This is a genomic window from Pseudomonas sp. BIOMIG1BAC, assembly GCF_001705995.2.
GTDB lineage: Bacteria > Pseudomonadota > Gammaproteobacteria > Pseudomonadales > Pseudomonadaceae > Aquipseudomonas > Aquipseudomonas sessilinigenes.
Map to the genome: position 1 here is coordinate 125,301 of NZ_CP049045.1, position 24,407 is coordinate 149,707.

The 24,407-nt window shown below is 63.4% G+C and carries 18 protein-coding genes; 10 read left to right on the forward strand and 8 right to left on the reverse strand.

All coding sequences use genetic code 11. The features are described 5' to 3' along the window. Positions 1-12 precede the first annotated feature (12 nt). The gene (locus ATY02_RS00575) at positions 13-1,113 is read left to right on the forward strand and encodes a polyamine ABC transporter substrate-binding protein (protein ID WP_068578422.1); all 1,101 of its coding nucleotides are present in this window, start codon (positions 13-15) and stop codon (positions 1,111-1,113) included. A gap of 139 nt (positions 1,114-1,252) precedes the next feature. Here the strand turns inward: ATY02_RS00575 and ATY02_RS00580 are convergent, their stop codons facing one another. Both ATY02_RS00580 and ATY02_RS00585 read right to left on the reverse strand, forming a co-directional pair. Then, the gene (locus ATY02_RS00580; protein WP_068578420.1) at positions 1,253-2,464 is read right to left on the reverse strand and encodes a YeeE/YedE family protein; all 1,212 of its coding nucleotides are present in this window, start codon (positions 2,462-2,464) and stop codon (positions 1,253-1,255) included. A gap of 38 nt (positions 2,465-2,502) precedes the next feature. Beyond that, positions 2,503-4,053, reverse strand: a complete 1,551-nt coding sequence (locus tag ATY02_RS00585; protein WP_068578418.1) for a PLP-dependent aminotransferase family protein — start codon at positions 4,051-4,053, stop codon at positions 2,503-2,505. Between the two features lie 104 nt (positions 4,054-4,157). Here ATY02_RS00585 and ATY02_RS00590 point away from each other — a divergent pair, with 104 nt between their 5' ends. The 4 genes from ATY02_RS00590 (at position 4,158) to ATY02_RS00605 (ending at position 9,123) form a co-directional block, all read left to right on the forward strand. Then, the gene (locus tag ATY02_RS00590; RefSeq protein ID WP_068578416.1) at positions 4,158-4,781 is read left to right on the forward strand and encodes an FMN-binding negative transcriptional regulator; all 624 of its coding nucleotides are present in this window, start codon (positions 4,158-4,160) and stop codon (positions 4,779-4,781) included. A 24-nt stretch (positions 4,782-4,805) separates the two neighbouring features. Then, positions 4,806-5,252: a GNAT family N-acetyltransferase gene (locus tag ATY02_RS00595; RefSeq protein WP_068578415.1), complete on the forward strand. Its 447-nt coding sequence runs from the start codon at positions 4,806-4,808 to the stop codon at positions 5,250-5,252. Between the two features lie 20 nt (positions 5,253-5,272). Further along, positions 5,273-5,944: a GNAT family N-acetyltransferase gene (locus ATY02_RS00600; protein ID WP_068578413.1), complete on the forward strand. Its 672-nt coding sequence runs from the start codon at positions 5,273-5,275 to the stop codon at positions 5,942-5,944. A gap of 161 nt (positions 5,945-6,105) precedes the next feature. After that, entirely contained in the window at positions 6,106-9,123 is a 3,018-nt protein-coding gene (locus tag ATY02_RS00605; protein ID WP_068578411.1) for an autotransporter outer membrane beta-barrel domain-containing protein, read from the forward strand. 126 nt (positions 9,124-9,249) lie between these two features. On the opposite strand, the gene oadA is transcribed toward ATY02_RS00605, so the two are convergent. Together oadA and ATY02_RS00615 are read right to left on the reverse strand one after the other, a co-directional pair. Continuing rightward, positions 9,250-11,058, reverse strand: coding sequence for a sodium-extruding oxaloacetate decarboxylase subunit alpha (gene oadA, locus ATY02_RS00610; protein ID WP_068578409.1), 1,809 nt, complete (start codon positions 11,056-11,058; stop codon positions 9,250-9,252). Between the two features lie 98 nt (positions 11,059-11,156). After that, positions 11,157-12,572 carry an acetyl-CoA carboxylase biotin carboxylase subunit gene (locus ATY02_RS00615; RefSeq protein ID WP_068578407.1) on the reverse strand — a complete coding sequence of 472 codons (1,416 nt, stop codon included), beginning with the start codon at positions 12,570-12,572 and terminating at the stop codon, positions 11,157-11,159. Between the two features lie 189 nt (positions 12,573-12,761). On the opposite strand from ATY02_RS00615, the gene ATY02_RS00620 reads away from it, so the two are divergent. Further along, positions 12,762-13,724: a LysR family transcriptional regulator gene (locus ATY02_RS00620; protein ID WP_068578405.1), complete on the forward strand. Its 963-nt coding sequence runs from the start codon at positions 12,762-12,764 to the stop codon at positions 13,722-13,724. Here the strand turns inward: ATY02_RS00620 and ATY02_RS00625 are convergent. The 3 genes from ATY02_RS00625 to ATY02_RS00635 form a co-directional block, all read right to left on the reverse strand. Continuing rightward, positions 13,666-13,878, reverse strand: a complete 213-nt coding sequence (locus ATY02_RS00625) for a PA3496 family putative envelope integrity protein (RefSeq protein WP_068578403.1) — start codon at positions 13,876-13,878, stop codon at positions 13,666-13,668. The two genes, ATY02_RS00620 and ATY02_RS00625, sit on opposite strands and share 59 nt — an antisense overlap. Before the next feature lie 145 nt (positions 13,879-14,023). Beyond that, the gene (gene hexR / locus ATY02_RS00630) at positions 14,024-14,890 is read right to left on the reverse strand and encodes a transcriptional regulator HexR (RefSeq protein WP_068578401.1); all 867 of its coding nucleotides are present in this window, start codon (positions 14,888-14,890) and stop codon (positions 14,024-14,026) included. Between the two features lie 167 nt (positions 14,891-15,057). Continuing rightward, entirely contained in the window at positions 15,058-17,922 is a 2,865-nt protein-coding gene (locus tag ATY02_RS00635) for an EAL domain-containing protein (RefSeq protein WP_068578398.1), read from the reverse strand. Between the two features lie 247 nt (positions 17,923-18,169). On the opposite strand from ATY02_RS00635, the gene uvrD reads away from it, so the two are divergent. From uvrD to ATY02_RS00655, 4 genes are all read left to right on the forward strand, one after another. Beyond that, the gene (gene uvrD, locus ATY02_RS00640; protein ID WP_068578396.1) at positions 18,170-20,353 is read left to right on the forward strand and encodes a DNA helicase II; all 2,184 of its coding nucleotides are present in this window, start codon (positions 18,170-18,172) and stop codon (positions 20,351-20,353) included. An 87-nt stretch (positions 20,354-20,440) separates the two neighbouring features. After that, on the forward strand, positions 20,441-20,881 hold the full coding sequence (locus tag ATY02_RS00645) for an EamA family transporter (protein WP_068578394.1): 441 nt from the start codon (positions 20,441-20,443) through the stop codon (positions 20,879-20,881). A gap of 178 nt (positions 20,882-21,059) precedes the next feature. Continuing rightward, positions 21,060-21,935, forward strand: a complete 876-nt coding sequence (locus ATY02_RS00650; protein ID WP_068578391.1) for a Tim44 domain-containing protein — start codon at positions 21,060-21,062, stop codon at positions 21,933-21,935. 137 nt (positions 21,936-22,072) lie between these two features. Further along, positions 22,073-22,480, forward strand: a complete 408-nt coding sequence (locus tag ATY02_RS00655; protein WP_068578389.1) for an SMI1/KNR4 family protein — start codon at positions 22,073-22,075, stop codon at positions 22,478-22,480. 72 nt (positions 22,481-22,552) lie between these two features. Here ATY02_RS00655 and ATY02_RS00660 read toward each other — a convergent pair whose 3' ends face one another. Further along, on the reverse strand, positions 22,553-24,316 hold the full coding sequence (locus ATY02_RS00660; RefSeq protein ID WP_068578387.1) for a cation:proton antiporter: 1,764 nt from the start codon (positions 24,314-24,316) through the stop codon (positions 22,553-22,555). Between the last annotated feature and the right edge of the window lie 91 nt (positions 24,317-24,407).

Here is a 24,407-nt window from a genome sequence, read left to right on the forward strand (position 1 = left end):
GGAACCCGCAACATGCCAAGACTCCAACGCCTCATCGCTCCCGCCCTATGCGCCTGCCTGCTGGGCACCGCTGCCCACGCCGAGGAACGCACCCTGCGGGTGTACAACTGGTTCGACTACATCACCCCCAAGGCCCTGGAAGATTTCAAGGCGCAGAACAGCCAGGTCAAGCTGGTGTACGACATCTTCGATACCAACGAAGCCCTGGAGGCCAAGCTGCTCACCGGCAACTCCGGGTATGACGTGGTGGTGCCGTCGAATGTGTTCCTGGCCAAGCAGATCGAGGCCGGGGTGTTCCAGCCCCTGGACCGCGCCAAGCTGCCCAACTGGAACCACCTGGACCCCAAGCTGATGCAACTGATCGAAGCCAACGACCCAGGCAACCGCTTCGCCGTGCCCTACATGTACGGCACCATCCTGATCGGCTTCAACCCGGACAAGGTCAAGGCGGCCCTGGGCGAGCAGGCACCGGTGGACAGCTGGGACCTGATCTTCAAGGAGGAGAACATCAGCAAGCTCAAGCAGTGCGGCGTAGCGCTGCTGGATTCGCCGTCGGAGATCCTGCCCCTGGCCCTGCAGCACCTGGGCCTGGACCCCAACAGCCAGAAGCCTGCGGACTACGAGAAGGCCGAGGCCCTGCTGCTGAAGATTCGCCCGTACATCACCTACTTCCACTCGTCCAAGTACATGGCCGATATCGCCAACGGCGACATCTGCGTGGCGGTGGGCTACTCGGGCAGCTTCTCCCAGGCCGCCAACCGTGCCCGGGAGGCCAAGAACGGCGTGACCGTGGACATGCGCCTGCCCAAGGAAGGCGCGCCGATCTGGTTCGACATGCTGGCGATCCCCAAGGGCGCGAAGAACCCGGAAGACGCCTACACCTTCATCAACTACCTGCTGCAACCCCAGGTGATAGCGCCGGTCAGCGATTTCGTCGGGTATCCGAACCCGAACAAGGACGCCACCGACAAGGTCGACCCAGCGATCCGCAACAACCCCAACCTCTACCCCACCGCGGCAGCCATGAACACGCTCTACACACTCCGGCCGCTGCCCCGTGATGCCGAGCGGGCGCGGACCCGGGCCTGGACCAAGATCAAGGCCGGGACCTGATCGCTACCCCTGTGGCTTGCTCGCAGCGGATTGCGCAGCAAGCCAAGGCCGGCTAGCCGCTTGTGCCTGCCCCCGCAACGCCGGCTTCACGAGGGCTACACGGTCGCGCGGGAGCAAGCTCCCTCGCCGCCACCAGCCATCAGCAGCCAGTCAGGCCCTGGGGCGCCCGCTCCTCGGCGAAGAACCAGGGCCGCAACCGCACCCCCACGCCATTGCCGATGAAGGCCGCCACCAGCCACAACCAGCCGTGCAGGCTGCCGGAGGCGATGCCACTGAAATAGGCGCCGATGTTGCAGCCATAGGCCAGGCGCGAACCGTAGCCCAGCAGCAAGCCGCCGATCACCGCCGCCACCAGGGACCGGGTGGGAATCTTCAGGCTCGGGGCGAAGCGTCCCGCCAGGCCCGCCGCCAGCAAGGCCCCCAGGACGATGCCGATGTCCATGACGCTGGTGATGTCTTGCCATACCGGGGCGGCCAGGGCCTTGGCATTCGCCGCGCCTTGCCAGAACACCCACTGGCTGACATCCAGGCCCAGCCCACTCGCGAGCTTGGCTCCCCACAAGGCGAATGCCGAAGTGATGCCCCACGGCCGTCCGGCCAGGGCCAGGGTGGCGAAATTCAGCAGAGCCAGGGCCACCGCGCCCCAGACCAGCGGCCAAGGGCCACGCAGCAAACGCCGCCAGCCCTGGTGCGTACTACCGACCGGCGCTTCGAGGCTGCCATGGCGGCGCTTTTCCAGGACCTGGGTCAGCACTGCGATCAGGGCGAACAGGCACAAGCTCAGGCCCAGGGCCGGGCCCACGCCGAAGCTCTGGACGATGGAGATCGGCGGCAGCGAAGGCAGGGCGAACCACCAGTCCACATGATGGGTGGCGATCAGCGAGCCGCAGATGAAGAACGCCAGGGTCACCAGCATCCGCGCATTGCCGCCACCGACGGTGAACAGGGTGCCGGATGCGCAACCGCCGCCCAGTTGCATGCCGATGCCGAAGATAAAGGCACCGAAGATCACCGATACCCCGGCCGGCGCCACCAGGCCGGTCACCGGCTGGCCGAACAGCGTGCCGGCCCCCAGGGCCGGGAAGAACAGCAGCACCGCCAGCGCCAGCATCACCATTTGCGCCCGCAGGCCCGCGCCGCGCCGGTCGCGGATGAACACCCGCCAGGCCGAGGTGAAGCCGAACGCTGCGTGGTAGAGGGTCAGGCCCAGGGCCGCCCCCAGGAGCAACAGCAATACCTGGCGCGCACCCACTTGGGCCTGCAGGAACAAGGCGCCGACAACCAGGAGCAGCAAGGCGAACAGAGGAGCGCCGAACTTGCGTTCGGGCGCCACGGAGAGGGACTGGCTCATAGGGGGTCTCGAAAGGGAAATGCCCGGAAGTATACCCGTCAAACCCGCCAGGCCTGGCGCAGCCGCGCCATGGCCGAACGAATGTCGGCCTCCGGCACCGCAGCGAACCCCAGCACCAGGCCGGCCCGCTGGTCCTCGGGCGTCACGCTGTCCGGCAACCAGTAACGGCTCAGGGCGCTGACCTCGACATCGACACTGGCGGCCTGGGCGAGCAGTTCCTGTTCCCGGGCCAGGCTGGCGACGCTTACAGTCAGGTGCAGCCCCGCCGTCACCCCGGGCAGCGGCCCGACTCCGTCGATGGCCGCCGGCCAGGCTTCGAGCAGGGTATTGCGCCGGCTCAGGGCCGCGCGCCGCATGCGCCGGATATGCCGCTGGAAATGCCCGGCGGCCATGAACTCGGCCATCACCGCTTGGGTACTGACTTCCGAATGGCGCATTTCCACCGCCCGCAGCCGCACGCAGTCCTGTACCAGGTGAGGCGGCAACACCAGGTAACCCAGGCGCAGCGCCGGAAAGGCCACCTTGCCGAAGGTGCCGACATAGATCACCCGGCCCTGGCGATCCAGCGCCGCCAGGGGGGCCAGGGGCGCACCGCTGTAGCGGTACTCGCCGTCGTAATCGTCCTCGACCACCCAGCCCTGGGTCCGCTCGGCCCAGGCCAGCAATTCCAGGCGCCGGGCCAGGCTCATGACCACCCCCGTGGGGTACTGGTGGGCCGGCGTGACATAGGCCACGCGGCAATTCTGCAACTGTGCCAGCTGGCGACAATCGATGCCCTCCTGGTCCACCGCTATACCGTGCAGTTGTGCACCGGCCATGGCGAAGGCGTGGCCGGCGGCGCGGTAGCCCGGGTTTTCCACAGCCACGGGGTCGCCGGGCTCCACCAGCAGTTGTGCACAAAGGCTGATGCCCTGCTGCGCGCCGCTGGTGATCACAATTTGTTCAGCCGTGCATTGCAGGCCCCGGGTGCTGCGCAGGTAGGCGGCGATCATGCTGCGCAGGCGCGCCTCGCCGGCCGAGTCGCCGTAGCACAGGTGCCGCAGGTCCGGTTTGCGCCAGAAAGCCGCATTCAGCTTGGCCCAGACCTCGAACGGGAACAGGTCGAAGGCGGGCACGCCAACTCGAAAGGCTCGGGGCGGACCGCTGGGATGGGTGCTCAAATGGTGCTTTTGCAGGCGCTGCAAAGTGCTGTTGGAGGCCAGTTTACTGGATGTAATCACAGGTAAATCGACGGATTTTGTGGATAAGTCTGTGGGTAAGCCTGTTGAAAAGCCTGTGGATACTTTTGTGGATAATTTCTTGCCCGAGGATCGGGTTTCCGGCAACTGGCTCACATAGGTGCCATCACCCACCCGCGCCTCGATGAAACCCTCGGCATACAACTGGTCGTAGGCCCGCACCACACTGTTGCGGGAGATCCCCAGGGCCCCCGCCAGGTCGCGGCTGGCGGGCAAGCGCGTACCGCCGGCCAGGCGCCCGTCCAGCACCCGCAGGCGCAGGGCCTGGTAGAGCTGGCGACTGAGGCCCTGGCGACGATCCAGGGCAATACCGGCAGGGTTGAAGGACAGCGGAGGCAAGGCACTGTTCATCGGCGTGCACCCAGGAAATTGGACCTATGAAATAGAGCAAAAGTGGCTCTTACCACGAACCATTAGCCTGCCTAGGATGCAGCCAATCGCCAAGGATTTTCCACATGTACCTACCTCGCGCTTTCGCTGACCAAGACCTCTCCCGCCTGCACCAGGTGATCCATGACGGCCGCCTGGCCACCCTGGTGACCTGTGGTGCCCAGGGCCTGCAGGCCAGCCACCTGCCGCTGCTGCTGGAGGCCGGCCAAGGGGCCAATGGCACCCTCTACGGCCACCTGGCCAAGGCCAACCCGCAATGCGCGGAACTGGCCGCCGGTGCCGAGGCGCTGGTGATCTTCGAAGGCGGCGATGCCTACGTCAGTCCGTCGTTCTATCCGAGCAAGGCCGAACACGGCAAGGTGGTGCCGACCTGGAACTACGTGGCGGTGCATGCCTACGGCCAGGCCGAGGTGTTCCACGACCCGCAGCGCCTGCTCAAGCTGGTCGGGGCTCTTACCGAGCATCACGAAGCTGGCCGCCAGCAACCCTGGAAGGTCGAGGATGCCCCCGCCGACTACATCGACGGCATGCTCAAGGCCATCGTCGGTTTCGCCCTGCCGATCCAGCGCCTGGAGGGCAAGCGCAAGCTCAGCCAGAACCGTGACGCCCGGGACATGGCCGGGGTCCGCGAGGGCCTGGCGGCCAGCACCGACCTGCGTGACCAACAGCTGTCCCACCTGATGCGCTAATACTTCAACAATCAAGGAGCCTTCATGAGCCAGATCCAGATCCGTCCCGTCACCGCCGCCGACCACGCCGCCTGGCTGCCCCTGTGGCAGGCCTACCTGCGGTTCTACGAAACCGAGCTGGCGGATGCCGTGACCCAGAGCACCTGGCAGCGCTTGCTGGATACCCGCGAGCCGACCCATGCCGCCCTGGCCTGGGATGGCGAACACGCCGTGGGCCTGGTGCATTTCATTTACCATCGCTCCAACTGGAGCATCGAGAACGCCTGCTACCTGCAAGACTTGTTGGTGGCCCCGCAACAGCGCGGCACCGGAGTCGGTCGCAAGCTGATCGAGTTCGTCTACACCCAGGCCAAGCAGGACGGCTGCGCCAAGGTCCACTGGCTGACCCACGAAACCAACACCACGGCCATCCAGCTCTACGAGCGCATCGCCGAACGCCCAGGCTTCATCCAGTTCCGCAAACCTCTGTGAACCTGCCCAGGAGTCATTGAATGTCGACCTCCCTCACCGATTGGCAAGGCGCCCCTGCCCCTTCGGCCACCCTCTTGCAAGGGCGCTTCATCCGCCTGGAGAAACTCGACCTGGCGCGCCATGGCGATGAGCTGTTCCAGGCCCTTCAAGGCCCGGACGCCGACCCCGTGCTCTGGGACTTCCTGCCCTACGGCCCCTACCCCGAGCGCCCGGCCTTCGATACCTGGCTGGCGGGGCATGAACGAAGCAGCGACCCGTACTTCTTCACCGTGATCGATCTCGCCACAGGCCAGGCCCAGGGAGTGCTCAGCCTGATGTCCATCGTCCCGGCCCACGGCCGCATCGAGATCGGCCACGTGACCTTCGGCGCACCGATGCAGCGCTCGCCCAAGAGCACCGAGGCGGTGTACTTGCTGGCCCGGGAGGCCTTCGCCATGGGTTACCGGCGCCTGGAATGGAAGTGCAACAACGCCAACGCCCGCTCGCGCTATGCGGCCGAGCGCCTGGGCTTCAGTTTCGAGGGCGTGTTCCGCCAGCACATGGTGGCCAAGGGGCAGAACCGCGACACCGCCTGGTTCTCGATCCTGGACTCGGAATGGCCGGCCATCGCCAAGGGTTTCGAGCAGTGGCTGGGCGATGCCAACCAGGGCCCGCACGGGCAGTTGAGGAGCCTGGCGCAGTGCCGGGAGTAGCTTGAGCGCCATACCCTCGGGCCATGGACGGTACCGCTAACGTCGATGCCCGGGGGCCGGAGGGGGCTGGATGAAATATAACCGGCGGCAACGCTGTTGCCCCTTGTAATAGCAAACCGCTACATAGGAGGATAGCGCGCTTCTGGAAAGGGACTTCTTCTATGTTTTTTGCGCGCCATCGCCTTGCATTGAGTATCGCCTTGACCATCGCCAGCGGGCTGACGGCCCCGGTACAGGCAGAACTCCTGATCGACAGCCCGGTCACTCAGACGCCCAAACCGGACTATGACCAAAAGGTCACAGTTACCAATACAGGCAGCATTACGGTTAGCGGCACAGCGCTAGACCTGAATAACCAATACCGGTCGTATTGGTGGAATATCGAGAACTCAGGACAGATCACTTCCACCCAGGGTCGCGCGATCGACTTGGGCATTCCCGGTTCCAATAATACCTGGTACGGCTCCTACACATTAAGGAACAACCCAGACGGGCAGATCCAGGGGGCCGAAGACGCGATCCGGATCAGTAACCAGCCCTCAGGGGGCGCCCCTATCAATATTCAGAACTCCGGAACTATCACTTCGCTGAACGGGGCCGGCATCAACCTGAGCGGCTACAACACACTCCACTACCAGACCGCAGTCACTAACCAGAAGGACGGGGTGATCCAGTCCAGCCATGCCGATGCAATCATCATGGACTCGGGCACCAATGGCCAGATCTATAACCTGGGAGAGATATCCGGCGGCCGTAACGGCGTAACCATTGGCAAGGACGTACGGATCAGCAACAAAGGAGCTATTACCGGCCACGACGGTACGGGCGTCTTCAGCGAGGCCCATGCCGATGTTTATAACTACATTGGCGGCGTCATCTCTGGAGGTACTAGCGGCTCGCTGTCCAATGCAGATGGCGATGGCATCAGGCTCGACAAGGGCGGGAGCATCTGGAACGAAGGGACTATCCAGGGAACGGCTGCCAGTGGAGTGAACAAGTACGGCAGAGCTAACACCAGCGAAGGTATTTCATCTGGAGGAGGGCTCACACTCAGCAACTATGGTTATCCGAAAACCGTTGATAGACCTATCGGTGTTATCAGTGGCGCCAACAACGGCGTTCTGATCGATGATGGCAATGGCGGTTCGGCGCTTGCTGCCTCGCGGGTCTACAACTACGGCATCATCCAGGGCCTGGATGGTTTTGGAGTCAAGTTCGTTGGCGATTTCAATGACGAAGTCATTAACGGCGGCCTGATCAGTGGCAGTAATGGCGTTGCCCTGGATATGGGCGGTGGTGACGACATCTTGCGCCTTCAATCCGGCAGTCGCTTCGAGGGCCTGGTGGATGGCGGTTCTGGCCACAACACCCTCGTCATGGGTGAAAGCTACAGTTACGGCGACGGCAACTTTGGCGACAGCCGCAACTTCCAGGTACTGGAAGTTCGCCAAGGCCAGTGGACACTGACCGGCAAAGGCGACTTCAACGAAGGTGCCCACGTCTTCCGTTATGCAACATTGACCAACCAGGGCGGCATCGCCGGCGATGTCCTGGTCGATCAAAATGCGCAGTATCGCGGGAGCGGTACGAGTGGCAACCTGACAGTCAACGGCACCCTGCAAACCAGCAAGGAGCTGGGTGGGCCGCAGGTCAATGGCAACCTGGTCATGGGCAGCGGCTCCACCTGGGTCGCCTCCCCCCACGCTACCGGAGGCGTCGGCACGGTGAGGGTCAGTGGCAATGCCAATCTCAGCGGCGCATCGCTGCTGATCACTCCTGACTACGGCAATCCAAATCCGTGGCAGAACCAATTCCCGTGGCACAGCCAATATCGGTTATTGGAGGCTGGCAGTATCACCGGTACCTTCAAATCGGACCTCCTGCTTGGTTATGCCTTCCTCGACCCAGTCCTGACCTATGGCCAGAACACCGTGGACCTGAGCCTCACCCGCAACAGCGTGAGCTTCACCGAATACGCCCGCACCGCCAATGGCGCCAGGGCGGTGGAGGCCATCGACTCCATCGGCTGGAGAGATTGGAGAGGCTGGCCCAGGGACCCGGTTTTCGGCCCCTGGTTCCCCCGCCCTTACATTGAGAACAGCGTCTATAACGCCCTGCTTCTGACCAGCGAAAGCAGTGCCGGCCTGGCCATTGAAAAACTGGCGGGCAGTGGCAACGCCAACCTCGGTATCGCCACCCTCAACGCCAGCTCGCAGGTGGGTAGCAGCATGCTCGCGACCATGCGGCAGCTGGGCAGTGGCGCCGGCCTGCTGGCTGGGCTCGACCCGACGCAGACCCCGACCCTGGCCGCTAACAGCGTGCCCGGCAGTGCACGGAACCTGAACGACCCCAACGCTCGTGGGCGGGTATGGCTGCAAGCCCTGGGCGGCTACGGCAAGCTCGACGGCGAGCACGGCAACCCCGGCCTCGAGCAACGTACCAGCGGTAGCGTGCTAGGAGTGGACTGGTCGTTGTCCTCGGCGTGGCGCCTGGGGATCCTCGGAGGTTATTCGAAAACCGACCTGAGCAACCGCGACCTCGACGGCAAGCTGCACAGCTGGCACATCGGCGCCTATGCCATGCGCCAGGATGGTCCCCTGGCCCTGCGCCTGGGCGCGGCATACAGCCGGCATGACGGCGATAACAAGCGCAGCGTCGAATTCGACCGTTTCAGCGACAGGCCCAAGGGCAGCTACGACGCCAGCAGCCAACAGGCTTTCGTCGAACTGGGCTACACCCTGGGCAGCGGCCGGTTGAATGTGGAGCCGTTCGCCAACCTGGGCTACCAGCGCTACCACCGTGACCGCTACACCGAGAAAGGTGGCCCGGCCTCGCTGATCGTGAATGAACAGAACCAGGATAATTTCAGCAGCACCTTCGGCGTACGCCTGGCCCACCTGCAGCAACTGCAGAACGGTATCAGCCTGACGCCACGGGCCAGCCTTGGCTGGCGCCATACCTACGGCGAGCTGGAAAGCGATACCAGTCAGTCCTTCGTGCTGGGCAGCGATGACTTCAAGGTCGAAGGCAGTGCCCTGGACCGTGACAGCCTGATGGTCGAGGCCGGGCTGGATATCGGGCTTTCCGCCCGGCACACCCTGAGCGTTGGATACAACGGCGAGTTCGGCAGCAACAGCCGCAACCATGGCTGGATGGGCCAGTGGCAGATGAGTTTCTGAACCTGCCACAGGCTGCCTGCAGGGTCGCAAGCGCGACGGCAGGCAGCCAGTTCCAGGAAATCCAGGCAAAAAAAAAGGGAGGCCGTAGCCTCCCCGAGGTAAAGCGTTACAGATGAAGGCCGTGGATCAGCCTTCGATCTCGATCAGGATCTCGCCCGGGTTGACCCGGTCGCCCTTGGCCACGTGGATGGCCACGACCTTGCCGGCGATGGCCGCCTGGACTTCGGTCTCCATCTTCATGGCTTCGGTGATCAGCACGGCCTGGCCGGCCTTGACCACGTCGCCTTCCTTGACCAGTACATCGACGATATTGCCCGGCATGGTGGTGCTGACATGGCCGGGTGCAGAGGCTTGCTTGCGCTTGCTGCTGCCGCCGCCGACGAACTCGTTGAGGGGCTCGAACACCACTTCTTCCGGCATGCCGTCGATGGACAGGTAGAAGTGGCGCTTGCCTTCGGCCTTGACGCCGACACCGGTGATGTCGACGCGGTAGGTCTCGCCGTGGACGTCGATGACGAATTCGGTCGGCACGCCCTCGCCGCCCGGCTTGCTGACGCCACCGGCCTCGGGGATCGGCAGCAGGACTTCCGGCACCAGGGTCCCGGCTTCACGTTCCTCGAGGAACTTGCGGCCGATGTCCGGGAACATCGCATAGGTCAGCACGTCTTCCTCGGACTTGGCCAATGCGCCGATCTCACCGCGCAGCTTGGTCATTTCCGGCTTCAGCAGGTCGGCCGGGCGCACGTCGATCACTTCTTCGCTGCCGATGGCCTGGCGCCGTAGCTTCTCGTCGACCTCACCCGGGGCCTTGCCGTACCCGCCTTGCAGGTAGAGCTTCACTTCGTTGGTGATGGTCTTGTAGCGCTCGCCGGCCAGCACGTTGAAGAACGCCTGGGTGCCGACGATCTGCGAAGTCGGGGTCACCAGCGGCGGGTAGCCCAGGTCGTGACGCACCCGCGGGATCTCCGCCAGCACTTCGTTCATGCGGTTGAGGGCGCCCTGCTCCTTGAGCTGGTTGGCCAGGTTGGAAATCATCCCGCCCGGTACCTGGTTGACCTGCACCCGGGTGTCCACCGCGGTGAATTCACTTTCGAACTGGTGGTACTTCTTGCGCACGGCGTAGAAGTACAGGCCGATCTCCTGCAACAGCTCCAGGTCCAGGCCGGTGTCGAACTCGCTGCCCTTGAGGGCCGCGACCATGGACTCGGTGCCCGGGTGGCTGGTACCCCAGGCGAAGCTGGAGATGGCGGTGTCGATATGGTCGGCGCCGTTTTCCACGGCCTTGAGCTGGCACATGGCGGCCAGGCCGGCGGTGTCGTGGGAATGGATGAACACCGGCAGCGACTGCTCGGCCTTCAGCGCCTTGACCAGCTCGCCAGTGGCGAACGGCGTCAGCAGGCCGGCCATGTCCTTGATCGCCACCGAGTCGCACCCCATGGCTTCCATCTGCTTGGCCTGGGCCACGAAGGCCTTGATGGTGTGCACCGGGCTGGTGGTGTAGGCGATGGTGCCCTGGGCGTGCTTGCCGGCGGCCTTCACTGCTTCGATGGCCACGCGCAGGTTACGCACATCGTTCATGGCGTCGAAGATACGGAACACGTCGATGCCGTTGACCGCGGCCTTGGCCACGAAGGCCTTGACCACGTCGTCGCTGTAGTGGCGGTAGCCCAGCAGGTTCTGGCCGCGCAGGAGCATTTGCAGGCGAGTGTTGGGCAGTGCCGCACGCAGCTGGCGCAGGCGTTCCCACGGGTCTTCCTTGAGGAAGCGCACGCAGGCGTCGAAAGTCGCGCCGCCCCAGACCTCCAGCGACCAGTAGCCGACTTTGTCGAGCTTGTCGCAGATCGGCAGCATGTCTTCGGTGCGCATGCGGGTAGCCAGCAAGGACTGGTGGGCGTCACGCAGGATGGTGTCGGTAACAAAGATCTTCTTGGACATTCTTATCTCCTCTTAGCGACAAGCTTCAGGCTGCAAGCTCCAAGACAAAGCCGGTCTGCTTTGTCCTGTCGCTTGTGGCTCGCAGCTTGCGGCTGCATTCATAGGCCTGCGTGGGCGGCGATGGCGGCGGCGATGGCCAGGGCCAGCTCTTCGGGTTTGCGCTTGATCGAGTAGTTGGTCAGTTCCGGGTGGCTTTCGACGAAGCTGGTATTGAACTGCCCGCTACGGAATTCCGGATTGCGCAGGATTTCCTGGTAGTACGCCGCGGTGGTCTTCACCCCCTGCAGGCGCATGTCGTCCAGGGCTCGCAGGCCGCGGTCCATGGCTTCTTCCCAGGTCAGCGCCCAAACCACCAGCTTCAGGCACATGGAGTCGTAGAACGGCGGAATGGTGTAGCCGGTGTAGATCGCCGTGTCGGTGCGCACGCCCGGGCCGCCGGGGGCGTAGTAACGGGTGATCTTGCCGAAGCTGGGCAGGAAGTTGTTCTTCGGGTCTTCGGCGTTGATCCGGAACTGCAACGCGTAGCCACGGTGGTGGATGTCTTCCTGCTTGACCGAAAGCGGCAGGCCCGAGGCGATGCGGATCTGCTCGCGGACGATGTCGATGCCGGTGATTTCCTCGGTGATGGTGTGTTCCACCTGCACTCGGGTGTTCATCTCCATGAAGTACACCTCGCCATCGGCGAGCAGGAACTCCACGGTGCCTGCGTTCTCGTAGTTCACCGCCTTGGCCGCACGCACCGCCAGGTCGCCGATGTAGGCGCGCTGCTCGGGGGTCAGCTGCGGGCTCGGGGCGATCTCGATGAGTTTCTGGTTGCGGCGCTGGATCGAGCAGTCGCGCTCGAACAGGTGGACCACGTTGCCGAAGCTGTCACCGAGGATCTGTGCCTCGATGTGCTTGGGATTGACGATGCATTTTTCCAGGAACACTTCCGCCGAACCGAAGGCCTTGGTGGCCTCGGAGATCACCCGGGGGAAGTTCTGTTCCAGTTCCTCGCGGCTGTTGCAGCGACGGATACCACGGCCGCCACCGCCGGAGGTGGCCTTGAGCATCACCGGATAACCGATGCGGTCGCCTTCACGCAGGGCTTCGTGGATGTCGGCGACGTTACCCTCGGTGCCCGGGGTCACCGGCACGCCAGCCTTGATCATGCTGCGGCGGGCTTCGGTCTTGTCGCCCATGCGGCGGATCACTTCCGCGGCCGGGCCTATGAATTTGATTCCACGTTCGGCGCAGATGTCCGCCAGTTCGGCGTTCTCCGAAAGAAAGCCATAGCCGGGATGCAAGGCATCGCAGCCGGTTTCCACCGCCAGGTTCACCAGCTTGCGTGGATTGAGGTAACCGGCCAGCGGTTCGGCACCGATGCTGTGGGCTTCATCCGCGCGCTTGACGTGCAGCGCATGGCGGTCGGCATCGGAGAAGATCGCCACCGAACGGATGCCCATCTCGGCGCAGGCACGCACGATTCGTACGGCAATCTCACCACGGTTGGCAATCAGGATCTTTTTTATCACTTGGAGTTTCCCTTGAGCCGTTGAAACAAACGACCCGCTAGACCGAGTCGGCGCGTGACCAAATGTTTCAAGTCAGTCGCAGCGACACACTAGCTCCGCGAAGGGATTAACAAAAATCAATAATTATTGGGACAACCATAAGTAAAGACTTATAGTTTTGCCTCCAGCCCCGGTGCGAGCCCTTGAAGCATGCGTAAATCCTTGATGCGCCTGACATTGCGCCAGCTGCAGATCTTCAACGAAGTCTGCGATCTACGCTCCTACAGCCGGGCCGCCGAGGAAATGTCCCTGACCCAGCCGGCGGTCAGCCTGCAGATCCGCCAGCTCGAGGAGCTGATCGGCCAGCCGCTGTTCGACTATGTCGGCAAGAAGCTCTACATGACCGAAGCCGCCGAAGCCCTGCAACGGGCCAGCCGGGACATCTTCGGGCGCCTGGAGAACCTCGACATGCAGCTCTCCGACATGCAGGGTTCGCTGCAAGGCCAGCTCAAGCTGGCCGTGGAGTCCAGCGCCAAGTACTTCGTGCCGCACCTGTTCGCCGCCTTCAAGCGTCAGCACCCGGAAGTCCACCTGCAGCTGACCGTGGTCAACCGCGCCCAGGTGATCCGCCGCCTTTCCGACAACCGCGACGACCTGGTGATCATGTCCATGGTGCCCCAGGACATGGAGCTGGAATTCCTGCCATTCCTGAACAACCCGATCGTCGCCGTGGCGCCCCCGGACCACCCCCTGAGCCATATGGGAGCCCTGCGCTTGCAAGACCTGGAGCCCTACACCCTGGTACTGCGCGAACAGGGCTCCGGCACTCGCCTGGCCTGCGAGGAGTACTTCAAGGAGAAGCGCGTGCACTTCACCCAGATCCTCGAAGTGTCGTCGGCAGAAGCGCAACGCGAGTGTGTCCGGGCAGGCCTGGGCGTGGCCTTGTTGACGCGCCACGCCCTGAACCTTGAGTTGGCGACCGGCGGCTTGATCGAATTGCCGGTCGAAGAGCTGCCATTGCTTCGCAGCTGGTGCCTGGTGCAGGCCAAAGCCAAACGCCTGTCACCGGTAGCGCATGCGTTCCTGGGGTTTATCCGCAGCGAACGGGTGCAGATCAGCGGGCTGGTTGGGCGGTTTGACGGGAAGCTGCCGGAGCGGCCTGCCAGTAATTGACGGCATCCTGCTCGGGGTAGTCGTTGATTTCCTGTTGCAGGCGACGCAGTTCGAAGCGGTGCTCGATCGCACGGCGAAATTCCATGCGGCGTTGGTCTTCCTGCTGACGACGGGTCTTGACTGCGCTGCTGCTCTCTTCGTAAGGCCGGGCCATTTCGAGTCTCCCAATGCGAGTACGGAGGCTTCACGATGGCGATCGGCGGTTACGGTTTGGCGGCGGGCCCATTACAGGGATGTGAAAGTTGCCTGAACGGTCGCCAGGCCACTTCGGGTGAAGACGCAGGCTCCCCGCGCCCCTATCAGTCGTCCAGGGCTTTGACCGCCTTGGGCGACAGGCGCAGGCTGCGCAAGCTGCGCTTCACGCTCTTGAGGTGGTTGACCAGGCTCGGGCCGCGGGCCATCGCCACGCCCATGGCCAGGACGTCGATCACCACCAGGTGGGCGATGCGCGAGGTCAGCGGGGTATAGATCTCGGTGTCCTCGTGCACGTCGATGGCCAGGTTGACCGTGGACAATTCGGCCAGCGGCGTCTGGCTCGGGCACAGGGTGATCAGGTTGGCGCCGCTTTCACGCACCAGGTTGGCGGTGATCAGCAGATCCTTGGAGCGCCCGGACTGGGAGATGCAGATCGCGACGTCCGAGGGTTTGAGGGTGACCGCCGACATGGCCTGCATGTGCGGGTCGGAATACGCCGCCGCCGTCAGCAGCAGGCGGAAGAACTTGTGCTGGGCGTCCGCCGCCACGGCGCCGGAAGCGCCAAAGCCGTAGAACTCCACGCGCTGGGCCTGGGACATGAGGGTGACGGCACGCTGCAACTCCACCGGGTCGAGCTTCTCGCGAACCTCCATCAGGGTGTGCAGGGTGGTGTCGAAGATCTTCAGGCTGTAGTCGGCGACCGAATCGTCTTCATGGATCGCGAACTGGCCAAAGCTGGCACCGGCGGCAAGGCTCTGCGCCAGCTTGAGCTTCAGGTCCTGGAACCCCGAGCAGCCGATGGCCCGGCAGAAGCGCACGATGGTCGGCTCGCTGATACCCACACTATGAGCCAGGTCCGCCATGGAGCTGTGCATTACGGCCGCAGGATCGAGGAGCACGTGATCGGCGACCTTGAGTTCCGATTTGCGTAACAGATGACGTGACTGGGCGATGTGCTGCAACAGGTTCAAGGGCTGGGACTCATTGTTATCGGCAGGTGCCGGGAGATGTAGCAAGCTTGTAGTTATACTACATGAATTGGCTTTTTGCCTGCTCAATGCATCAGGAAGTTGCCTGGCTACCCCCCATATTCAGCCGGGTACGCTGCATGTAGCCGTTTTGGCGGGGAATGCCGGCACTAGCGCGACTGGGCCTGCAACAGCAACGCAAGGCCTTGGGCGTCCACCGGGCGGCTGATCAGGTAGCCCTGCACTTCGTCACACTGTTCGGCCCGCAGGAAGGCCAACTGGGCCGGTTCCTCGACCCCCTCGGCCACCACCTTCAAGGACAAGCCGTGGGCCATGGCAATGATCGCCCGGGTAATGGCCGCATCTTCACCGCCCTCTGCCAGGCCACGGATGAAGGCCTGGTCGATCTTCACGTAGTCCACCGGGATGCGCTTGAGGTAGCTCAGGGAGGAATAGCCCGTGCCAAAGTCGTCGATCGCCAGCTTGACCCCCAGGTCACGCAGTTGCTGGAAGGTCGCGATGATGTGCTCGACACTGTCGAGCAACTGGCTTTCGGTCAGCTCCAGTTCGAGCAGGTGTGGCTCCAGCCCGGTTTCCTCCAGCACCTGGCGCACCAGGCTCACCAGCTTGCCCTGGCGCAACTGGTACACCGAGAGGTTCACCGAGACCCGGATCGGCTCCAGCCCCTGGCGCTGCCACTGGCAGGCCTGGCGACAAGCCTGGCGCAGCACGAACTCGCCGATGGGGCCGATCAGCCCGGTCTCCTCGGCCAACCCGATGAAGTCCCCTGGTGGTACCCGTCCCAGGATCGGGTGCTCCCAACGCACCAGGGCCTCGGCGGCATTGAGTCGCCCCGTAGCCAGGCACAGCTTGGGCTGATAGAACACCATCAACTGGTCATCCTCGATGGCCTTGCGCAACTGGTTCTCCAGTTGCAGGCGCTCCAGGGTGCTGGCTTGCAAACTCTCGGTATAGAACTGGAAGTTGTTGCCCCCCAAGTGCTTGGCATGGGCCATGGCCATGTTCGCCTGGCTCACCAGGGCGGCGATCTCCCGGGCGCTGTCCGGCAGCATGCTGATGCCCATGGAGGCACTGACCACCAGTTCATGGCCCTCTACGGTGATTGGCAGGCGCAACTTGCTCAGCAACCGCGTGGCGACGCGGGTCAGGCTCGACAGGCTGCCGTAGGCATCGAACAGCACAGCAAACTCATCCCCGGACAAACGGGCGATGGTGTCGGCCTCCGGCAGGGCGTTGACCAGGCGGCGGGCCATTTTCTGCAGCAGTTGGTCGGCCACCTCATGGCCCAGGCTGTCATTGAGCAGCTTGAAGCGATCCAGGTTGATGTGCAGCAGGGCCAGGCTACGTCCACCCTGGCGCACCCGCTGGTGGGCTTCGCGCAAGCGTTCGCGAAACAGCGAGCGGTTGGCCAGCCCGGTGAGCTCGTCATAGTGCGTGAGGTAGCGCATGCGCTCCTCGGACTCCCTTCGAGCCGAAAGATCGGCGAAGAAACCCACGATATGGCGGACTTTCCCCCGCCTGTCACGCACCACGTTCAGTTGCAGCCACTGCGGATAGAGCTCGCCGTTCTTGCGGGTTTCCACCAGCTCGCCCTGCCAGCTGCCGTGCTGTTCCAGGGCCTGGTGGATCAAGGGGTAATGGCGCCGGGCATCGCGGCTGCAGGGCAACTCCACCACGTTGCAGCCGAGCATGTCCTCGATCTGGAAGCCGGTGACCTGGCTGAATGCCTGGTTGGCCGCGATCAGCACGTAATCGGGGTCGAGGATGACAATGCCCTCGCTGGCCGCCTCGAACACGGTGGCCGCCAGGTTGCGTTGTACCTCCAGTTCCTTGTCGGCACTGATATCGCGACGCGTGCCGGCCATGCGCAGGACCCGGCCGTCGGGGCCGCGCTCCACGGCCCGCCCGCGATCCTCGATCCATACCCAGTGGCCGGCACCATGCAGCACTCGGTACTCCACCTGGTAATCCTCGCTGCGCCCCTTCAAATGCTCCACCAGGGCGCGCCTCAGCGTGGGCAGGTCCTCCGGGTGCAGGCGCGGCTTCAGGTGGCTGAGCATCGCCGTGACCCCTTCCGGCTCCAGGCCGAACAGCTCCTTGATCTGGGTGTGATGGACTTCATCGGTCTGCAGGTTCCAGTCCCACAACCCCAGCTCACTGGCATTGAGCGCCAGGGCCAGGCGCGCCTCGCTCTTGCTCAGGGCCTGGTTGGCGGCGTCCAGCTCCAGGCTGCGCTGGACCACTCGCTGCTCCAGCCCGGCCTGGGCCTCGCGCAGTTGCTCCTCGGCACGCCGGCGCTGCTCCACCTCCCGGGCCAGTTCGCGATTGAGTTGCCCGCTGCGACTTTGGGCATCCTGCAAGTGCTCGATCAGCGCCTGGTTCTGGAAACGCCGTAGCAGGCCGCGTTGGATCAGGCGATTGACCTGCCAGGCCACGACACTCAATGAGGCCAGCAGGATCAATCCCAGCCAGCCCCAGCCGCGCTGCTGTTCATCGCCGCCCCAGAACAGGTAGGCGATCGCTGGCAACAGGCAAGGAAGGGTGAATGACAGGAAGGCCTTCAGGCTGACGGCATAGGCCACGCTGGCGGAAAGGATCGCCGCGCCAATCAAACCGAAGACCCAGGACTGCTGCAGGAAGCTATCGGTGGGCACCAGGGCGATGCCTGCACAGGCCAGGGTCAAGCCACTGACCGTGGACCCCAGCAGGAACATGCGCAGCCAGACCGGTTGCGCCTGCCGGCTGGGAATCGCCGAATCGAAGGCTGCCACCTGGATCACGCGCAAGGCCACCAGGGCCAGCAACCAGACCATCCACACGCTGAGCAGCAGATAACGCGAGGGGCTCCAGAGCAGCCAGGTACAGACCAGGCCGTTGAGCAGCATGAACAGCGTCGGCAACAACGACCCTTGATACAGCAGGCGCGTGCGCTCCACTGCAATCTCGACGGCGTAGTGCTGGCGGATGACCCGGGGCTCCATGAAAGGCCCCGACAGGTCGGAAATAGGTGTCATAGGCAGTGTTCTTATAATGGTTGAGCCTGAAACGTCGCCGGAGCATACACAAGCAAAGGCGCGAGCCAAACTGCCCCAAGTCATAAAATCGATAAAACAAATCCTCGCAAGATCGCTCTGCAAAGCGTCCAGGCGAGAAGCGCCAATGGCTGCGGCTCGTGACCAGCCAGTCGTCCCTCACGGTTGTTTTATCGGCTAATGCAAAGCCGGGTTTGCCCGGGGTGGCGCGCGCCCCTAGAATGCGCCGATGCGCGATGATCTCTCCCTCCTGTTGAATTCCCTCAACGACGCCCAACGCCAGGCCGTAGCGGCCTCCCTGGGTCGTCAGTTGGTCCTGGCCGGCGCTGGTTCCGGCAAAACCCGTGTGCTGGTGCACCGTATCGCCTGGCTGATCCAGGTCGAGAACGCCTCGCCCCACTCGATCCTGTCGGTGACCTTCACCAACAAGGCGGCGGCCGAGATGCGCCACCGTATCGAGCAATTGCTGGGCATCAACCCCGCGGGCATGTGGGTCGGCACCTTCCACGGCCTGGCCCACCGCCTGCTGCGGGCCCACTGGCAGGAGGCCGGCCTGAGCCAGACCTTCCAGATCCTCGACAGCGACGACCAGCAACGCCTGGTCAAGCGGGTGATCCGCGAGCTGGGCCTGGATGAACAGCGCTGGCCGGCCCGCCAGGCCCAGTGGTTCATCAACGGCCAGAAAGACGAGGGCCTGCGCCCGCAGCACATCCAGGCCAGTGGCGACCTGTTCCTGGCCACCATGCGCAGCATCTACGAAGCCTACGAGGCCGCCTGCCAGCGTGCGGGAGTCATCGACTTCTCCGAGCTGCTGCTGCGCGCCCTGGACCTGTGGCGCGACCATCCGGGCTTGCTGGCGCACTACCAGAAGCGTTTCCGCCATGTGCTGGTGGACGAGTTCCAGGACACCAACGCCGTGCAGTACGCCTGGTTGCGATTGCTGGCCAAGGGTGGCAAAAGCCTGATGGTGGTGGGCGACGACGACCAGTCGATCTACGGCTGGCGCGGGGCGAAGATCGAGAACATCCACCAGTACTCCGACGACTTCCCGGACACCGAAGTGATCCGCCTGGAGCAGAACTACCGCTCCACCGCCGGCATCCTCAAGGCCGCCAACGCCCTGATCGCCAACAATACCGGGCGCCTGGGCAAGGAACTGTGGACCGACGGCGGCGATGGCGAGGCCATCAACCTGTATGCCGCCTTCAACGAGCACGATGAAGCCCGCTACGTGGTGGAAACCATCGAGAGCGCGCTCAAGACCGGCCTGGCCCGCAGCGATATCGCCATTCTCTACCGCTCCAACGCCCAGTCCCGGGTGCTGGAGGAAGCCTTGCTGCGCGAACGCATCCCGTACCGCATCTATGGCGGCCAGCGCTTCTTCGAGCGTGCCGAGATCAAGAACGCCATGGCCTACCTGCGCCTGCTGGAAGGCCGCGGCAACGACGCAGCGCTGGAGCGAGTGATCAACGTCCCGGCCCGGGGCATCGGCGAAAAGACCGTCGAGGCGATCCGCGAGCATGCCCGCCACAGCGATGTATCGATGTGGGAAGCCATGCGCCAACTGGTGGCCAATAAAGGCCTGACCGGTCGGGCGGCCGGTGCCCTTGGCGCGTTCATCGAGCTGATCGAGAACCTGGCGGCCAAGACCCTGGACATGCCCCTGCACCTGATGACCCAGACGGTGATCGAGCAGTCGGGGCTGATTGCCTATCACGAAGCGGAAAAAGGCGAGAAAGGCCAGGCCCGGGTGGAAAACCTCGAGGAACTGGTCAGCGCCGCGCGCAACTTCGAGAACACCGAGGAAGACGAGGACCTGACGCCCCTGGCGGCCTTCCTCGGCCATGCGTCCCTGGAAGCCGGCGATGCCCAGGCCGACGAGCACGAAGACAGCATCCAGCTGATGACCCTGCACAGCGCCAAGGGCCTGGAATTCCCCTATGTGTTCCTGGTGGGCATGGAAGAAGGCCTGTTCCCCCACAAGATGAGCCTGGAAGAGCCGGGCCGCCTGGAGGAAGAACGCCGCCTGGCCTATGTCGGTATCACCCGGGCCATGCAGAACCTGGTCATGACCTACGCCGAAACCCGTCGCCTGTACGGCAGTGAAACCTACAACAAGGTGTCGCGTTTCGTACGTGAAGTGCCCAAGGGGCTTATCCAGGAAGTACGCCTGTCCAACAGCGTCAGCCGGCCTTTCGGTGGTGGCCAGTCCCAGAGCACCAGCAGCCTGTTCAGCGGCAGCGCCATCCCGGACACCGGCCTGAGCCTTGGCCAGGCCGTGCGCCACTCGGTGTTCGGCGACGGCGTGATCCTCAACTTCGAGGGCGCCGGAGCCCAGGCCCGGGTCCAGGTCAACTTCAGCGAAGGCAGCAAATGGCTGATGCTTGGCTACGCCAAGCTGGAAGCCATCTAATCTCCCAGCAGCAGCCGGCTTGTCGGTGAAGGCGCCCCTGCCCTTCATCGGCAAGCCGGGCCCAAACCGCCAAAAGGAAGCACGAGCATGGGTTCAGGCTTTTTTTCGTCGTGGACATTCTGGGCGTTACTGTCGGCAATTTTCGCCGCATTGACGGCGATCTTCGGCAAAGTCGGCATCGAGAACGTCAATTCCGACTTCGCCACCCTGTTGCGCACAGGGGTGGTGCTGGTGAGCCTGGCCTTGATTTTGTACGCAACGGGCCAATATCAGTCCCTGGAATCGATTTCTACCAAGAGCTACCTGTTCCTGCTGCTGTCCGGGCTGGCCACAGGGGCTTCCTGGCTGTGCTACTACCGCGCCCTCAAGCTGGGCCCCGCCTCGCTGGTGGCGCCGGTGGACAAGCTCAGCGTGGTGTTCGTCGCGATCATCGGCGTGACACTGCTAGGGGAGAAACTCGACCTGCGGCAATGGGGCGGGATCGGCCTGATCACTGCCGGCGTGGTAGTGCTGGCACTACGGCGCTGAAGGTCCTGGAAGGAAACCAAAGCGGCTTCCCCCAGGCAAAACCACATCGGCGAGCATGATTTCAGATGGGACTGAACCAGGCCTGTCAGGCAAAAGCCCGAAACATTATGCCGCTCGCCACTGACACTTCACCTGTGCAATATGGCGCGCGTGCCATCCACAAATGGGAATACCCTTTATGAAACGTTTTCTTAGCATCGCCATGGCGCTGTGCATCGGCTTGACGATGAGCCTCGACGCCAATGCCAAGCGCTTCGGTGGCGGCAAAAGCGCCGGCGCTGCCCCGACCCACCAGGCTCGCCAGGCGGCACCCACCGCTCCGGGCGCTCCTGCCGCTGCCGCCACTGCTGGTGCAGCCGGTGCCGCGGGTGCAGCAGCCAAGGCCGGCGGTGCTTCGCGCTGGCTCGGCCCCCTGGCCGGTATCGCCGCAGGCGGCCTGCTGGCCTCCATGTTCATGGGCGGCGGCTTCCAGGGCATGCAGATCTTCGACATCCTGATCATGGCGGTCATCGCGTTCGTGATCTTCCGCTTCATTGCCGCTCGTCGCCGCAAGCAACAGGAGCAATTCGCTCCGGCCGGCCACGCCCCCATGCAACGCGAAGCCTTCCAGCCCCAGGCACCGGCTGGCGGTTCGATCTTCGGCGGCTCCGCAGCCCCTGCTGCCCGCCCGGTGATCAACGCTCCGGCCTGGTTCAACGAAGAACGCTTCATCGAAGCGGCGCGCAACCACTTCCAGTCCCTGCAGCAACACTGGGACGCCAATGAAATGGACAAGATCGCCGAGTTCGTGACCCCGCAGATGCTGCAATTCCTCAAGCAGGAACGTGCCGACCTGGGCGACGGCTTCCAGTCGACCTACATCGACAACCTGCAAGTGCAGCTCGAAGGCGTGGACGATCGTGCCGACAAGACCATCGCCACCCTGACCTTCAGTGGTGTTTCGAAGACCTCGCGCTTCGACCAGGGCGAAGTGTTCAGCGAAAGCTGGAACATGGAACGCGCCCCGGGCGACAACCAGCCTTGGCTGGTGGCAGGTATCCGCCAGAACGGCTGATTCATTCTGCTGTCACAGCTGTAATGCAAAAACCCCGACTCAGGTCGGGGTTTTGCATTTCACGATTGCACTTATAGCGAGCTACTGTATAAACCGCCGTCAACCAAACGTGCCATAGAGCTAAGAGGACCCAGGCCGTGGAAGAAGTCATCGAACAACTCCGAGAAGCCAACGAACCGGTGCCCGTTCCCCTGGAACTGCCGGACGAAGACCTGCTGGTGGAAATCGAGGAACAACTGTTCATCAATATCCCGTTCGTCTTCAAAGAGTTCCTGTTGACGGTCAGCGATGTGGTCTACGGCAGCCTGGAACCGGTAACCGTTACCGACCCGCAATCCCATACCTACCTTCCAGAAGTGGCGGCCACCGCCTGGGACATGGGCGTACCTCGGGAATTGATTCCGATCTGCCAGGATGGCGACGACTACTACTGCGTAGAAGAAGACGGCACCGTAGTGCTGTGGTCCGGCGAAGAAGAGCTGATCACCGAGGACTCCTGGGAATCGGTGTGGCACTGGGCGAGGGACGTCTGGCTGGAAAGCTGAGGCAACCAGGCCGCGACCTCCCCGGTCGCGGCGTCGGAGCATTCGCCAGTACCCTGCTGGCGATCGACAAGCTCAGTGCCCTCCACCGTCCTTGCTCTGGTCGAAAGTCTCGATCAACGCCACCTGCATCCGTGTATGTACGCGAATGAACCAGCGCCACAGCACCGCAGCCACGGCCGCCGCCACCACGGCCACCAGTACCAGCAGCTCCAGGGTCGGCAGGATGCTTGCCGACAACGCCGCCAACAGCAGGAAAATAACCAGCAACGACAGGATCGGGATCACCTCGGCGATCACTCGTCGCACCCGCTGGGTATGACGCCCGGCCATTTCCGCCTTGACCCCCATCTCTGCCAACAGCATCGACAGTGCCTTGAGCTTGCGATAGGCGGCGATCAGGAACGGCAGCGACAACAGCAAGGCCCCACCCCAGATCAGCGCCTTTTGCCGGCCTGGGTCGCTGATCCAATCTTGTAGATAAACGCCAATACGCCCGGAGAAATAGCTGCCGGAAAAGAAGATCGCCACCACCAGGGCCAGGTTCACCCCTACCTGCAGCAGGATCTTGCGGATCATCGACGCCAACAGCGCGCCCTCGCCCTGGGGCTGAATACTGCGCAACCACTCGCCGTACATTCCCAGCACCCGGCTCAGCCGCTTGGGCAGCACCGCCGACAGCTTCAACGACAGCGGGTCGGCGGCCTTGATCAGGTAGGGGGTGAGCAAGGTGGTAATGGCCGAAACCGCCACCGCCACGGGATAGAGGAAGTCGCTGGTGACCTGCAAGGTCATGCCAAGGGCGGCGATGATGAATGAAAACTCGCCAATCTGTGACAGCCCCATCCCTACTCGCAACGACGTACGTCCATCGTTACCCGCGATGAAGGCGCCCATCCCGCAGGACAACATCTTGCCCAATACCACCGCCACGGTGATCACCGCGATTGGCCAGGCGTACTGGAGGAGAATCTGCGGATCGATCATCAGGCCGATGGCCACGAAGAAAATGGCGCTGAACAGGTCGCGAACCGGTTCGATCAAGCGTTCGATCTTCAGCAACTGACGGGACTCGGCCATGATCGCGCCGATCAGGAACGCCCCCAGCACCATGCTGTACTCCAGGCGTACCACCAGCAGGCAGAATCCGAAGCACAGGCCCAGCACGGTGATCAGCAGCATCTCGTTGCTGTCGAACTTCGCCACGTAGGCCAACAGGCGCGGCACCAGCAGGATGCCGATCACCAGCGCCACGATCATGAACAGTGAAAGCTTGCCTACCGTGGAAAACACCTCGCCGGAACTCACCGTGCCGCTGACCGCGATGCTCGATAGCAGGGCGATGATGCCGATCCCCAGGATGTCCTCGACGATCAGCACGCCGAAGATCAGCTGGGCGAAGCGTTCGTTCTTCATCTTCAGGTCGTTGAGCGCCTTGACGATGATGGTGGTGGAAGAGATGGCCAGGATCGCCCCGAGGAACAGCGAATCCATGGTGCTCCAGTCGAACCAGCGGCCGATCTCGTAGCCGATCCAGATCATCAGGACGATTTCCAGGAACGCCGCGATGAACGCTGTGGCGCCCACCTTGAATAGCTTGCGCAGGCTGAACTCCAGCCCCAGGCAGAACATCAGGAAGATCACCCCGAGCTCGGCCAGGGTCTTGATGGTCTGCTCGTCGTGGATCAGCCCGAAAGGCGGGGTATGGGGCCCGATGATGAAGCCCGCGGCGATATAGCCCAGCACCACCGGCTGCTTGAATCGATGGAAGAGAACGGTCACCACACCCGCGACCAGCATGATCACGGCCAGGTCCTGAATGAAACTGATGGCATGCATGACCTAGGTTCTCCTTGAATGTTGGACGGGGGCCATCCTCGGGGAGAGCGTTTGAAAAGCCGCCTGCGCTGGCGTCAGTCGCTGCCTTGTC